The organism is Flavobacterium sp. NRK F7 (assembly GCF_024054195.1).
GTDB lineage: Bacteria > Bacteroidota > Bacteroidia > Flavobacteriales > Flavobacteriaceae > Flavobacterium.
Window position 1 is genome coordinate 757,975 of record NZ_JAMXLB010000001.1, and the last position, 15,127, is coordinate 773,101.

Here is a 15,127-nt window from a genome sequence, read left to right on the forward strand (position 1 = left end):
AAATAAAATATGGGTAAATCGTTAGAAGAAGTTAATGAATCTGTTGCTACACAAGGTAAAACATCTACTTTTAGAAGAATTCTAGCCTTTTTTGGTCCAGCCTATTTAATTAGTGTGGGTTATATGGATCCTGGAAATTGGGCAACCGATTTAGCTGGAGGAAGTCAGTTTGGATATGCCTTAATTTGGGTGTTACTTATGAGTAACGTGATGGCTTTATTATTGCAAAGTTTAAGTGCCAGATTAGGAATTGTAACCCAACGTGATTTAGCACAAGCTTCAAGAGAAACCTATTCCCCATTTGTCAATTATATTCTCTATTTTTTAGCTGAAATTGCAATTGCTGCCTGTGATTTAGCAGAAGTTTTAGGAATGGCTATTGGTCTAAATTTATTATTCAATATATCGTTGCTCGATGGAGTTATTATAACAGTATTAGATACTTTCTTATTGCTTTTTTTAATTAATAAAGGTATACGAAAAATGGAAGCTTTTATTATTGCTTTAGTGGCAATAGTTGGTTTTTCATTTGTCTTTGAAATGTTTTTTGCTCAACCAGAAATAGGAAAAGTAATGACGGGATTAATTCCTACCTTACCAAACGAAAATGCGTTGTATATTGCCATTGGAATTATTGGGGCAACCGTTATGCCTCATAATTTATATTTGCATTCTTCATTGGTTCAAACCAGAAAATTTGACAGAAGTAAAAAAGGAATTAAACAAGCTTTAAAATATAATTTAATCGATAGTACTATTGCATTAAATTTAGCTTTTTTTGTCAACGCTGCAATTCTAATTTTAGCAGCGGCCACTTTTTATAAAAATGGATTATTTGAAGTGGCTGAAATTCAAGATGCACACCAGCTTTTAGAACCTTTATTAGGAACCAAATGGGCGCCTATATTATTTGCAGTGGCTTTAATTGCCGCAGGACAAAGTTCGACGATTACAGGTACTTTAGCCGGACAAATTATTATGGAAGGATATTTAAGTTTAAGGATTCAACCCTGGGTAAGAAGAATCATTACAAGATTGTTAGCGATTGTTCCTGCAGTAATAACCATACTTTATTTTGGAGAAGATATTACAGGTAAATTATTAATTTTAAGTCAGGTAATTTTGAGTTTGCAATTAGGTTTTGCTATCATTCCATTAATCCATTTTGTGAGTGATAAGTCTAAAATGAAAGGATTTCATATTTCCAAAACCATACAAGTTGCCGCTTGGTTGATTGCTTCCATTATTGTAACATTAAACGGAAAATTAGTTTATGATGAGATCAAAAACTGGTTGCAAATTACGAATCATCCTACCTTAATTTGGACGACGGTAGTTCCTTTGGCAATCGGATTTCTATTTTTACTATTGTATATCGTTTTTAAACCGTTTTTTGTTAAAGCTAAACATAATATTGATAATCACTCACCTCATAATTTAAAATTAAAATTAAGAGCATTAAATACGTATTCTGCAAAAAATATTGCTATTGCTGTTGATTTTTCTAAAGCGGATGAATTAGCCATAAACAGCGCATTTGAATTAGGAGGATTACAAGCAAAATATACCTTAATTCATGTAGTGGAAACGGTTGGCGCCATGATGTATGGTAGAAATACAGATGATCATGAAACCTCTATAGACGAAAAATTATTGTTAGAATATAAAACTTTATTAGTAGATAAGGGATATCAAATTGAAACGCAATTAGGCTTTGGTAGACCTGGAAAAGTATTACCTAAAATTGTAAATGAAAATAGTTTTGATATTTTAGTTATGGGTACACACGGACATTCTGGAATTAAAGACTTGTTGTTTGGTACAACAGTAGATAAATTACGTCATAAAATTTCAGTACCTTTATTCATAATAAAAAACAAATAAACAAAACACATGAAAACTATTTTAATTTTTTTAACGCTTTTAGTAGCACAATGTGATTCAAAAGAAAATGAAACTAAGGATACTTCGAGTAATAGGAATGAAGAACAATTAGATCAAAATAAGGAAGAATATCAATTTAAATTGAAAAAAGTTACCGCTGATTCTCGTTGCCCTGAAGGATTAAATTGTGTGTGGGAAGGACAAGTTGAAATGGTGGTTTCTGTATACAAAGAAAAGGAATTAGTTGAAGAAAAAGAGCTAATCGTAAATTCACAAACTACAGACAAAAATGTAGCTTGGGCAAATCAATACAGTACAAAGAAAATCACTTTTATTGGAGTTTTGCCAAAAAGGGTAAAAGATCAAGAAATAAAAGAAAGTGAGTATCAGTTAGTCATTAAATAGGATTAATGACACGAACAATCATCACCACAAGATTTCGAACTTTTGGGTTTCTTTTTTTTCCAAACAAATTTTCGAACTAAAAATCCAATGGCAATAGCAAGTGTAACGTAAACTAAAAGTTGTTGAAAATCCATACTTTATTTTAAAATTTGATAAGCAACTAAAGCGGTAACATAAGCGAAACCACTCATAAAAATAAATTGTAACAGAGGCCATTTCCAAGAATTGGTCTCTTTTTTTACGATAGCAATGGTCGACATGCATTGCATAGCAAAAGCATAAAAAAGCAATAGGGAAATACCGGAAGCAAAATTGAAAACTTTTTTTCCCGTTTCAGGATGTACTTCAGCGGCCATTCTATTTTTTATGGTTACTTCTTCGTCACTGTGATTTCCTACATTATATATAGTTGCCAAAGTACCTACAAAAACTTCCCTTGCAGCAAAAGAACTAACTACAGCAATTCCAATTTTCCAATCATATCCTAAAGGCTGAATTACAGGTTCAATAGTTTTGCCTAATATACCAATATAGGAATGTTCTAATTTATAACTATTGATTTTATTTTCGAGCACCATTGCATCTATAGAAGTATTCTCTTGTTTTAATTCTGTTGTAACAATTGCTTCTGCATTCTTAAAATTTTCAGATGGACCATGTGAACCTAAAAACCATAAAATAATAGATAATGCTAAAATGATTTTACCAGCTCCAGTTACGAAAGCTTTGGTTTTTTCAATTACATTTAAAGCTACATTTTTGAACATTGGAACTTTGTAAGAAGGCATCTCAATAACAAAATAGGATTTGCAGTTTAATTTTAAAAAATAATTTAAGATTGTGGCAGAAAGTACGGCCATCCCAAATCCAATCAAATAAAGCAACATAAGTGTTAACCCTTGTAAACTTAAAAAACCAAAGACTCTTTCTTCAGGTATAATTAAAGAAATTAAAATTGCATATACAGGTAATCGAGCCGAACAAGTTGTAAAAGGGGTCACTAAAATAGTAATGAGTCGTTCTTTCCAATTCTCTATATTTCGGGCTCCCATAATAGCAGGAATAGCACAAGCTGTCCCCGAAATTAAAGGAACAATACTTTTACCCGAAAGTCCAAAACGTCTCATAATTTTATCCATTAAAAAAACAACGCGACTCATGTAGCCACTTTCTTCTAAAACGGAAATAAATAAAAACAAAAAGGCTATTTGAGGAATAAAAATAACAATACCACTTATGCCAGGTATAATTCCCTCGCTCAATAAATTAGTAAATTCTCCAGGAGGCAGATGATTTTTTGTAAAGGCACTTAAAGAAGTGAAGGTTTCATCAATAAATTCCATTGGGACTGTGCTCCAATCAAAAATAGATTGAAAAATCAACAATAAAATGCTAAAGAAAATAAGATAGCCAAATACTTTATGAGTAAGAATACGATCTAATTTAGCTCTTAAATCGAAAGCTTTTGTGATGTCTATTTTTTGACCAATTTTTAAAGTGTCATTAATAAACTGATATCTTTTAATGGTTTCTTTTTGTTGCAATCTCTTTAAATCGGAATGTGATTTAGTAAACGAACTTTTAATTTCGTTTCTTTCTAAGTTTAGAAAATTAACATCTTGTGTAATTACTAACCACAATTTATACAAAAGTTGATTTGGAAAGGCTCTTCTTAAATTGTTAAAGTAATCTGGATCAATTACAGAGGCATGCAAACAAGGTTCTGTTGATAAAGATTCATAATTTAATATCAAGGCTTTCAAATCAGCTATACCTGTTTTTTTTCTGGAACTAACCAAAGCAATTTTTGTTTTTAGTTCTCGCTCTAAAACTGGAATATCAAATTCAATCCCTTTTAATGACATTCGATCAGCCATATTAATGACTAAAATCGTAGGAATTTCTAAATCTTTTATTTGGGTAAAAAGGAGTAAATTACGTTTAATATTTTCCACTTCGGTTACAACTACTGCAACATCGGGAAAATCTTCATCATTTTTATTTAAAAGTAATTCAATTACCACATTTTCATCTATTGAACTCGCATTTAAACTATAAGTGCCTGGTAAATCGATTATTTTAGCTTTTACAGATTCCGAAAGCTTACTAATTCCTTGTTTTTTTTCAACTGTAATTCCAGGATAGTTTCCAACCTGTTGGTTTAAACCTGTTAACTGATTAAATACAGATGTTTTTCCTACATTTGGATTTCCAATTAAAGCAACTTTTATAGTAGATTTAGACATGAATTAAATCGTGATTTCTAATGTTACAATGATTTGTTTTGCTGTTTCCTTACGGATGGCTACATGAGAATCATTGATATTAAAATAATAAGGATCACCTAAAGGTGCAATTTGAATTAACTCAATAAAATTGCCAGGTAAACACCCCATTTCTAATAATTTTAAAGGAATTTCATCTACATTTATTTCACTAATGTATGCTCTTTCTCCCTTTTTTAAATCTGACAGATTTTTTTCCAAACTTATTTAGATTGAATTAAAATACAAAGGTAGCTAATAATTAGAAATGGAAAGACAATTTTATATAAAATTTAAAGATTCTTATTCACATAGAAATAGGATGTCTTGATATAGTTTTTTTACTTCCTCTAAATTGGTTCCATCATAGAAGCCACGAATCCTCCTTTTTTGATCTATTAGAACAAAATTTTCCGTGTGCACCATATCATATAATTCTTCTGGCTTTCCTGTTTTAACTACTAAATACGATTTTCTAGCGATATAATAAATATCTTTTTTATTTCCTGTTACCAAATTCCATTTTTCATCAATAACTCCTTTTTCCTTAGCATAGGCTTTCAATACAGGTACGCTATCAATATCAGGTGTAACTGAATGGGATAGAAGCATTACTTTAGGATTGTTTTTAATTTTTTCTTGTAACCAAACCATGTTATCTGTCATAATAGGGCAAATTGAAGGACAAGTTGTAAAGAAAAAATCAGCCACATATATTTTATCTTTATAAGCTTCTTGAGTAATTAATTTACCATTTTGATTTATAAAGGCAAAATCAGGAATGCTATGGTCGTATCCAATATGTTGTATTGTAGAGTCTACTAATTCAGGATTAACATCCCTAGGATTGAAAATTTTTAATCTTTTTTGAGGTTGTAAAAGAGAATATATTCCTAAAAAAATAAGAATACAAAGAATGGTAAATAGCGTTATAAAGCCAAAGTATTTGTTTTTACGTATATTAATCATAGGTACAAAATTAGATGTTTCTCTTGGAAATTAGACCAATACAGTTGTTAATGTTGAAAAAAAATAAATTTTTTTAACCAAAACTAATTATATTTGCGAAATTTTGATTTTAATAGTTAATATTATGAAAAACAGTTACTTGTTCTTATTGTTGTTTACCATATTGGGATTTTCCCAATTCAATTCTTCCGCACCATGGAAAGAAAATAACCCTTTATCCAAAAAGGAAAAATTAACTATTGAGGAAGAAAAAGCATTATTCAATGACTATTGGTCTACCCGAAATAAAAATGTAAAAGGGTCTGGTTACAAACCCTTTATGAGATGGGAAAACTACTGGAAAAACTTAGTAAATGACCAGGGATATATAATTACTCCGAAAGAGTTTTATGCAGCGTGGAACGAAAAGAACAACGCTAAATTGAGCAGAAATTCAAATGTAGCTTTTTCATTGCCACCCAGTAATTGGCAACCTGTAGGACCATCTACACATACTAATACAGGATCTTGGTCTTCGGGTCAAGGAAGAGTTAATGTGGTATATCAAGACCCAAATAACGCTAATACACTTTATATTGGAGCTCCTGCAGGTGGAATTTGGAAATCAACAGATGCAGGTGTGAACTGGACTCCATTGTCTGATTATTTACCGCAAATTGGTGTTTCAGGAATCGTAGTAGATTATACTAATTCGAATGTAATTTATATCGCCACAGGAGATAATGATGGAGGTGATTCTTATTCTGTTGGAGTTTTAAAATCAACAGATGGAGGTTTAACTTGGAATACAACAGGTTTATCCTTTAATAATACAAATAGTTACGCTGGGGATATCATTATGCATCCTACTAATAATTTAATTTTATTTTGTGCTACTAGTACGGGTTTATTTAAGACTACTGATGGCGGTACTACGTGGTCAAATGTAAGAACAGGAAACTTTGCAAAAGGTTCAGTGCGTTTTAAACCTAACGATCCAAGTGTAGTATATGGGGTAACAAATACCGCATTTTATAAATCGACAAATACTGGAACTACATTTACTCAAATTACTTCAGGACTTCCAGCTTCCTCAAGTCGTTTGCGATTAGATGTAACTCCAGCAAATGCAAATTATGTTTATGTGTTGAGTCACTCCAATTCTATTTCTACAAATAATGGTTTTCAAGGTCTTTACAGATCTATAAATAGCGGAGATACTTTTACTTCAAGAAATACTACAACAAATGTACTAGAATCTAACCAAGCGTATTATGATTTTGCTTTAGCGGTTTCAGATACCAATGCAGAGGAAGTATATACAGGATGTTTGAATATTTGGAAGTCTACTACTGGTGGAACAAATTTCACAAAACTAAATAACTGGAATGCACCTACAGCAGCAGCTTATACGCATGCAGATATTCACTTTTTAAAATTCTATAATGGAAACTTCTATTGCGGAAGTGATGGTGGTGTATATAAGTCTACAAATGGTGGAACAAACTTCACCGATTTAACCGCTACAGCACAAATTAGTCAATTTTATAGAATTGCAGTTTCAAAACAATCTTCTGCTAATATGGTTGGTGGACTTCAAGACAATGGAGGACATGCTTACAGTAATGGAGGATGGAAAAATTATTATGGAGCAGATGGAATGGACACAGCAGTAAACCCTAATGATCCAAACGCCTATTATGGTTTTATTCAATATGGAGGAACTCTTTATTTATCTAATAATGCAGGAAATAATAGAACAGGAAGTGTTAATGCTCCTGCTGCTGAAACGGGAACAAACGATGATGGCGGAAATTGGATTACACCTTTGAAAATTAACAATGCAGGAGAAGTTTTTGCTGGATACCAAAGACTCTATATTTTGAGTAATAACACTTGGGTTCAACAAAGTGTTAGTGCAATTGGTAGTGGAGATATAGAAAATATTGAAATCTCTCCAGTAAATGATGACATTATGTTTGTTTCTAATGGAACGGAATTGTATAAGAGTACTGATAAAGGAATAAACTTTAGTAATGTTTTTACTGCTCCTTCTATAATTACTTCTATTGAATGTCATAGTTCAAATCCAAGTATTGTTTATTTAACTACTAGAAACATATCTGGAAAGGTATTTAAATCAACAGATGGAGGATTGAACTTTACTGATATTTCTACTGGATTACCAAATATAGGAAAAAATATAATTGTTCATCAAGGTCAAAACACAGACAATCCTTTGTATGTTGGTACGAGTTTAGGTGTTTTTTATCGTGATGACACCATGTCATCATGGCAAGCTTTTGATACGAACTTACCGAATGTATCCGTTACTGATTTAGAAATAAATTTAACTGATGGTAAGTTAATAGCTGCTACTTATGGAAGAGGAATTTGGCAAACAGATATTCCTATACAAGTGCCGAATGACGATGTAAAATTAGTTCAAATTCAAAGCCCAGTTACAGGTATTAACTGTGGCAATGCTGTTGCTCCAGAAGTGGAAATACAAAATAATGGTTTAAATCCAATCACTTCTGTTACCTTTGATTATACTATAGACAGCACTCCATATACGTATACATGGAATGGAAACTTAGCTTCTTCTGCTACCACAGTTGTCACTTTGCCTTCTGTAACAATCGGTAGAGGAACTCATACTTTTTCAGTATCTTCTTCAACAACAAATGATGCGTTTCCAGATAATAATAATGGAGAGAAAAGTTTTATAATGAATGATGCAGGAACTATTGGTGTTGTAAATACCTTTACCAATGCAAGTGATGCATTAATCTCATACAATGAAGGAAGTGCTGGTTCACAATGGGTTAGAGTAATTAGGTCTGATGGTAGCTCAATGGATAGTGCTGGAAATTCGGTATATTCTACAAGCACTTCTGGAAATTATCCAGATAACACAAAGTCGTATCTAGTATCTCAATGTTATGACTTAAGTTCCGTTTCAAATCCTGAAATTAGATTTTCTCTAAAATATGATTTAGAAGAAAATTGGGATATTGTTTATGTAGAATATTCAACTGATTTTGGTGGTAATTGGAATGTTTTAGGTACTAGTGGGCCAAATTGGTACAATAGTAATAGAACTAATGCTACTTCTGGTGCTGCAAACGACTGTCAAAATTGTCCAGGAGCGCAATGGACAGGATTAAACACTGTGAATACTTCTTATTTCTATCCATTAACAGCACTTAATGCTGAAACGCACATTATATTTAGAATCGTTTTCCATTCAGATCAATCGGTAAATAATGCTGGAGCAAATGTTGATAATTTTGTTATAAACGGGGTTGTTTTATCTTCTGATACTTTTGAATTAGAATCTATAACTGTATATCCAAATCCATCTAACGGGATATATACTATTAGTACAAAGAATCAACAAATAGAGACTATTGAAGTATACGATATTACAGGTAAAAATATTTTGAATCAAAATAACTTTAAAACTTCAAACGAAGTCATGTTAGATTTAACTCATGCATCAAATGGTATTTATTTTATGAAAATAAGTACGGATGTGGGGTCTATTACGAAAAGAATTGTTAAAAAATAAAATTCTAAATAAAAGAAGTTGGTTTAAGTAAACCAACTTCTTTGTTTTTAAAGAAACACAATAATGAAAAATCAAATTCTTCTTCTACAATTATTATTTATCACAGTTGTTTTTCCTCAGAAAAAAATACAGAAACAAACCCCTCTATCGAGTTTGTTTTTTGCTTCAAAATCACTTTCTGAAAAAGAAGCTTTGAATCAATTTTACAAAACATACCATTTAAATAAGGATTATAGTTATCAATCCATTTATGAAAATTTAGACAGAAAAGGACAAAAGCATCATAAGTTTCAACAGTTTTATAGAGGCATTAAAATTGAATTTGGAACAGCTATTACACATTCATTTGAAGGAAAAGTAACTCATGTGAATGGTGAATTATACGATGTAAGTAATGTTCCTTTAAATCCTAAGATCACCTCTGAAGAAGGATTGAATAAGGCTTTAGCGAATATAAATGCAACTAGCTATTTATGGGAAAATGAAGCCGAAGCGCAACTCATGAACTATAAAAAACCAAAAGGAGAGCTTATTTATTTCCCAAATCAAAAAACACAGATGGTTCATTTAGCCTATAAATATGATATTTATAGTACACAACCTGTTTCTAGGCAAGAGGTATATGTAGATGCACACACTGGAGAGCTCTTGTTTTCAAATCAAATTATTAAACATCTTTCAACGGAAAAAACTAAAAAAACCTTTCAACCAAAAAATGAATTTGAAGACAAAATCAATTTAACACTAGGAACCGCTGCTACACGATATAGTGGTACCCGAACTATTGAAACCACATTTGATGATGGAAATTCGAATTATATTTTAAGAGATCAAACTAGAGGATTAGGCATTTTTACATTCAATTGCCAAAATTCGAATAGTTTCCAAAATATTGATTTTACAGATAATGATAATAATTGGACAGATGCAGAATATAACAATGCAGCAAAAGATAATGGTGCTTTGGATGCGCACTGGGGCGCAGAAAGAACCTACGATTTCTGGTCAGAGGTTTTTGGTAGAAATAGTTATGATGATAATGGCGGAATAATTAGAAGTTATGTTCACTTTGGTACCAATTATAATAATGCAGGATGGAATGGTTTTGCAATGAGTTATGGAGACGGAAGTAGTTTTGATATTTTAACCTCTATTGATGTATGCGGTCATGAAATTGGCCATGCGGTTTGTACTTATACAGCAAATTTGGTTTACCAAAATGAATCAGGAGCAATGAATGAAGGCTTTTCAGATATTTGGGGAGCTTGTATTGAACACTATGGACGAACTGGAAATCTTTCAAACCCTATATCTGATAATGTTTGGCTTATAGGTGAAGACCTTACCACATCAGGTTTAAGATCAATGCAGAATCCAAATTCAAATGGAGACCCAGATACTTATTTAGGAACCTATTGGTATAATGGCAGTGCTGACAATGGAGGAGTTCATACCAATTCTGGAGTTTTAAATCATTGGTTCTATATCTTAACTATCGGAGAAACAGGAACCAACAATGCTCCTTCACCAGATTCATATTCCGTTACTGGGATTGGGATGGAAAAGGCATCAGAAATAGCCTATTTAGCGGAAAGAGATTATTTAACTCCTAATGCTACTTATGAAGAAGCAAGAACAGCGACTATAGCGGTAGCCAATCATTTATATTGTGCCAATAGCCCAGAAGCTATTGCAGTTACAAATGCTTGGTTTGCTGTGAATGTAGGAGAAGCCTATGTTGCTACTACTGATGATATTGCACTACAAGCTATTGATAATTCGGAAACTATTTTATGTACTTCTTCTTCAGTTGTAACTGATTTATTAATTAAAAATCAAGGCTTAAATGTTATCTCTACTGCAACAATTTCTTACACTATTGATGGATCTAATTTAATTACCGAAACTTGGAATGGTAATTTAGCACCTTGTGAAGAAATTAATTATCCTATTACAATTAATGGATTAACGAGAGGAGCTCATTTACTGAATGTAACTACTTCCATTATAAATGACGGAAGACCAGAAAATAATACCAAAGAAACATTATTAATGGTTAATGATGAAGGAACTGTGGGACTTATCAATACCTTTAGTAGTAGTTCAGATGAGTTAATTGCTTATAACGAAGGTGAAGTGAACTCTTTATGGGTGAGAGGGATTCATTCCGATAGTCCTACAAATGCTATGGATAGTAATGGAAATATAGTTTACACCACTAATCTTTCTGGTAATTATCCTGATGAAACCAAAGCCTATTTGATTTCGCAATGTTATAATTTATCCTCAATTTCAAATCCTGAAATAAGCTTCAACATGAAATATGATTTAGAAAATAATTGGGATATTGTCTATGTGGAATATTCTACAGATTTTGGGGCAAACTGGCAAGTATTAGGACTTAATGATGTGGCCAATTGGACCAATTGGTATACAAGTAATCGCACACAACTTACCAATGGAAATGATTGTTTTAATTGTCCAGGAGCCCAATGGACTGGAACCAATACAACCCTCACTAATTATTCGTACCCATTGAATGCACTTATTAATGAAACCCATGTAATTTTCAGAATCGTTTTTCATTCTGATCAAGCTGTAAACGAATTAGGAGTTAATATTGATGATTTTGTGATTAATGGAACCTTATCAACGGAGCGTTTTATAAATGATGGAATTTTGGTTTACCCAAATCCATCACAAGGTATATATACGTTGTCTTTAAGAAATGTTGAACCCGTTTCAATTACCATTTATGATGTAAGTGGTAAGAAGATTTCAGAAATTGAAAAGATAAAGACAATAGATAACAAAGCAAATTTAGATTTATCTAAAGCTTCAAAAGGAATTTATTTTTTGGTTATTCAAACACTAGAGGGAATAGTTTCTAAAAGAATTGTTAAAGAATAGTCACATTTTTTTATGGCTCTAGCAAATAAGGTATATTTGTCTGACAACTAGACTTTAAAAACCCAAGTAAAATGAGAAATTATATTTTTAAAGGAAGTGTAGGCTTCCTTTTTTTGATTTCGATTCTTAATTCCTGTAAATCAGGAGATAGTAGTACCAAAAGTACAAATAAGAATCAACCTATTGGTATTAATACCAATTTAATGGACAAATCGGTTGATCCTGCCGACGATTTTTTCCGATATGTGAATGGAAAATGGTTAGATAACACTGAAATACCTGCCGATAGAACGCGTTGGGGTAGTTTTGATGAACTTCGTAAAAAAACAGATGAAGATGTGATGTTAATTATTAAAGAAGCTTTGAATGATAAATCTATCGATTCAAAATCGGATCAAGGAAAAGCATTAAGTCTTTATAAGTCTATTTTAGATACGGTTACTAGAAACAAACAAGGGATTAGCCCATTACAGCCGTATCTAGATAAAATAAATCAACTAAAAAACACAGATGAAGTAGTTGCTTTAGTAACAGAAATGGAACCACAAGCGGGTATCGGTTTTTTTGGAAGTTATATTGGTACAGATGCTAAAAATAGTACCCGAAATGTAGTGTATATTGGTACGGGTAGTTTAGGTTTACCAGATCGCGATTATTATGTTTCTGATGCTCCTGACAATAAAGAAAAAAGAGAAAAATACGAACAACATGTAGCTAAAATGCTTCAATTTGTAGGTGATGATGAAGCAACCGCAAAAGCAAATGCCGCTAAAATTTTAGCCTTAGAAACTAAAATGTCTGAAGCTACTTTTGATCGTGTTGAAAGAAGAGATAGAAGAAAAAGCTATAATCCCATGACTGTAGCTGATTTAGAAAAGATTACACCTACTGTAAAATGGGAAAACTATTTACAAGGAGTTGGAATTGGTAAAATTGATTCTTTAATTGTTTCTCAACCAAAATATATGGAACGGTTAGAGACTATTTTTAAAGAGAACGATTTGGAAGCTTGGAAAGCCTACATGAAATGGACTTTACTCAGAGGTGCTTCGGATGAATTAACCACAGCAATAGAAGATGCAAATTTTGAATTTTACGGCAAAACTTTAACGGGGGCTGTTAAACAAAGACCAGCTGATGAAAGAGCGCTTCAAGTGGTAAATAGAAGAATGGGAGAAGCTATCGGAAAATTATATGTGGCTAAAAAATTCCCACCTGAGGCAAAAGCAAAAGCACAAGCCATGATTGCAAATGTTTTTAAAGCTTTTGAAAATAGAATTGACAATTTACCTTGGATGACCAAAGAAACCAAAGAAAATGCCAAATTGAAATTAAAGAAATCAAGAGTTAAAATTGGTTATCCAGATGTGTGGGAAGATTACTCTAAATTGACCATCACTGATCCAAAAGATGGAGGTACTTATTTCCAAAATTCAAGACAATATGCGTTATGGAGACATCAAGATAATTTAGATAAATTAGGAAAACCAGTGGATAAAGAAGAATGGGGAATGTCACCACAAACGGTAAATGCGTACTTTAATCCTTCTTACAATGAAATTGTATTTCCAGCAGCTATTTTACAACCTCCTTTTTATGATTATAGAGCAGATGAAGCTGTCAATTATGGTGGAATTGGTGCCGTAATTGGTCATGAAATTTCTCATGGATTTGATGATTCAGGATCTAGATATAACGCAGATGGAAATTTAATCAATTGGTGGAGCGATGAAGATTTAACACAATTTACTTCTTTAGGGTCCGCTTTAGCAGATCAATATTCTGCTTTGCAACCTTTACCAGGTATTTATGTAGATGGTAAATTTACTTTAGGAGAAAACATTGGTGATTTAGGAGGTGTAAATGCAGCGTACGATGGTTTACAAATCTATTTAAAAGAAAACGGTAATCCAGGATTAATAGATGGGTTTACTCCAGAACAACGTTTCTTTATTTCTTGGGCAACCATTTGGAGAAGTAAAATGAGAGATGAAGCTATTAAAAACCAAGTAAAAACAGATCCACATTCACCAGGAATGTATCGTGCTTATGTGCCGTTACAAAATGTAGATGCTTTCTATGAAGCGTTTGATGTAGAAGCAGGTGATGGTATGTATGTAGCTCCAGAAAAACGAGTTAAAATCTGGTAAATAGATTTGGTTTAGTTACAATTCAAAAATTATAGAACACTCAAATAAAAGTATTTGAGTGTTTTTTTATGGTTTTTTAATTGCTTTGTTTACCAAAAATAAGCCAGTAAGCGTTACGAAACCTCCAATGGCGATTGAAACGGTTAAAGGTTCGTTGAATAAAATGTATCCAAAAAACAAAGCCACCATAGGGTTAATATAAGCATATAAACTACTTACTTCTTTAGGTAAATGTTCTAAAGCATAAATAAAAGCAATAAACGTTAAAACAGATCCAAAGACAACTAAATAAGCAATCGACCACCAAGAAACAGCAGGTATTTCACTTAAAGGAACCGTTTCTCCTGTGGATTGAATTACTCCAAAAATAGCCACACAGGAAATTAGCATTTGTAAGCCTAAACTAAAATAAGGGTTGAAATTCGTTCTATTTTCTCTAATATAGATGGAAGATAGAGCCCAAGTAAATGTTGCAATAACAGATAGAATAATTCCAAAACGAAATTCAGGGTTTAGAAAATCGTTTAGATAATCATAAAATATTACACAAATTCCAAAAAAACAGATAATCAACCCTAAAACAGCTTTCCATGAAACTTTTTCACCTCTAAAAAAGCTAATAATTACAATCCATAGCGGAAATATGGAACCAATAATAGCACCCAATCCACTAGAAATATACTTCACACCCCATGTACTTAAACCGTTACTCAACATGAAATTTAGTATACTTAATACTAAAATATTACGCCATTGTCTTTGTGTAGGCCAAGGTGCTTTTTTTATAAGAAAATAAGTTAAGTAGATAATGCCACCAAAAAATTGACGTAAAACAACCAACTGCATCGCTGGCATATGTTTTACCCCTTCTTTAGAAGCAATCCATGTAGTTCCCCAAAAAAAACTAATCCAACACAACGCAAGAAAAGGCAACCCAATTGCCTTTTTTTTCTGCTTGATATATTCGTGAAAAACACTAAAATAGGCCATTT

10 protein-coding genes are annotated in these 15,127 nt (G+C 32.2%); 5 read left to right on the forward strand and 5 right to left on the reverse strand.

Annotation, left to right across the window (positions count from 1 at the left end):
- Window positions 1–9 precede the first annotated feature (9 nt).
- Window positions 10–1,884, forward strand: coding sequence for an Nramp family divalent metal transporter (locus NHF47_RS03190; protein ID WP_252763576.1), 1,875 nt, complete (start codon window positions 10–12; stop codon window positions 1,882–1,884).
- A gap of 9 nt (window positions 1,885–1,893) precedes the next feature.
- Window positions 1,894–2,289 carry a hypothetical protein gene (locus tag NHF47_RS03195; RefSeq protein ID WP_252763577.1) on the forward strand — a complete coding sequence of 132 codons (396 nt, stop codon included), beginning with the start codon at window positions 1,894–1,896 and terminating at the stop codon, window positions 2,287–2,289.
- 2 nt (window positions 2,290–2,291) lie between these two features.
- Here NHF47_RS03195 and NHF47_RS03200 read toward each other — a convergent pair whose 3' ends face one another.
- The 4 genes from NHF47_RS03200 to NHF47_RS03215 form a co-directional block, all read right to left on the reverse strand.
- Window positions 2,292–2,423, reverse strand: coding sequence for a FeoB-associated Cys-rich membrane protein (locus NHF47_RS03200; RefSeq protein WP_252763578.1), 132 nt, complete (start codon window positions 2,421–2,423; stop codon window positions 2,292–2,294).
- A 3-nt stretch (window positions 2,424–2,426) separates the two neighbouring features.
- Window positions 2,427–4,535 carry a ferrous iron transport protein B gene (gene feoB / locus NHF47_RS03205; RefSeq protein WP_252763579.1) on the reverse strand — a complete coding sequence of 703 codons (2,109 nt, stop codon included), beginning with the start codon at window positions 4,533–4,535 and terminating at the stop codon, window positions 2,427–2,429.
- 3 nt (window positions 4,536–4,538) lie between these two features.
- Window positions 4,539–4,775 carry a FeoA family protein gene (locus NHF47_RS03210; RefSeq protein ID WP_252763580.1) on the reverse strand — a complete coding sequence of 79 codons (237 nt, stop codon included), beginning with the start codon at window positions 4,773–4,775 and terminating at the stop codon, window positions 4,539–4,541.
- An 81-nt stretch (window positions 4,776–4,856) separates the two neighbouring features.
- Window positions 4,857–5,522 (reverse strand): SCO family protein, encoded by a 666-nt coding sequence (locus NHF47_RS03215; protein ID WP_252763581.1) that lies wholly within the window; start codon window positions 5,520–5,522, stop codon window positions 4,857–4,859.
- Between the two features lie 124 nt (window positions 5,523–5,646).
- Between NHF47_RS03215 and NHF47_RS03220 the strand changes: the two genes are divergently transcribed.
- From NHF47_RS03220 to NHF47_RS03230, 3 genes are all read left to right on the forward strand, one after another.
- On the forward strand, window positions 5,647–9,075 hold the full coding sequence (locus tag NHF47_RS03220; RefSeq protein WP_252763582.1) for a T9SS type A sorting domain-containing protein: 3,429 nt from the start codon (window positions 5,647–5,649) through the stop codon (window positions 9,073–9,075).
- A 63-nt stretch (window positions 9,076–9,138) separates the two neighbouring features.
- The gene (locus tag NHF47_RS03225) at window positions 9,139–11,985 is read left to right on the forward strand and encodes a M4 family metallopeptidase (RefSeq protein WP_252763583.1); all 2,847 of its coding nucleotides are present in this window, start codon (window positions 9,139–9,141) and stop codon (window positions 11,983–11,985) included.
- Between the two features lie 71 nt (window positions 11,986–12,056).
- A complete protein-coding gene (locus NHF47_RS03230) occupies window positions 12,057–14,135 on the forward strand; it encodes a M13 family metallopeptidase (RefSeq protein WP_252763584.1) in 2,079 nt (692 codons plus the stop codon).
- A gap of 66 nt (window positions 14,136–14,201) precedes the next feature.
- On the opposite strand, the gene NHF47_RS03235 is transcribed toward NHF47_RS03230, so the two are convergent.
- Window positions 14,202–15,125: a DMT family transporter gene (locus NHF47_RS03235; RefSeq protein WP_252763585.1), complete on the reverse strand. Its 924-nt coding sequence runs from the start codon at window positions 15,123–15,125 to the stop codon at window positions 14,202–14,204.
- Window positions 15,126–15,127 lie beyond the last annotated feature (2 nt).

Bases quoted from the DNA above. Each gene is read 5' to 3' on its own strand.
- NHF47_RS03225 (WP_252763583.1), top strand. From the start codon at position 9,139: ATGAAAAATCAAATTCTTCTTCTACAATTATTATTTATCACAGTTGTT.
- NHF47_RS03230 (WP_252763584.1), top strand. From the start codon at position 12,057: ATGAGAAATTATATTTTTAAAGGAAGTGTAGGCTTCCTTTTTTTGATT.
- NHF47_RS03195 (WP_252763577.1), top strand. From the start codon at position 1,894: ATGAAAACTATTTTAATTTTTTTAACGCTTTTAGTAGCACAATGTGAT.
- NHF47_RS03190 (WP_252763576.1), top strand. From the start codon at position 10: ATGGGTAAATCGTTAGAAGAAGTTAATGAATCTGTTGCTACACAAGGT.
- feoB (WP_252763579.1), bottom strand. From the start codon at position 4,535: ATGTCTAAATCTACTATAAAAGTTGCTTTAATTGGAAATCCAAATGTA.
- NHF47_RS03200 (WP_252763578.1), bottom strand. From the start codon at position 2,423: ATGGATTTTCAACAACTTTTAGTTTACGTTACACTTGCTATTGCCATT.
- NHF47_RS03235 (WP_252763585.1), bottom strand. From the start codon at position 15,125: ATGGCCTATTTTAGTGTTTTTCACGAATATATCAAGCAGAAAAAAAAG.
- NHF47_RS03220 (WP_252763582.1), top strand. From the start codon at position 5,647: ATGAAAAACAGTTACTTGTTCTTATTGTTGTTTACCATATTGGGATTT.
- NHF47_RS03215 (WP_252763581.1), bottom strand. From the start codon at position 5,522: ATGATTAATATACGTAAAAACAAATACTTTGGCTTTATAACGCTATTT.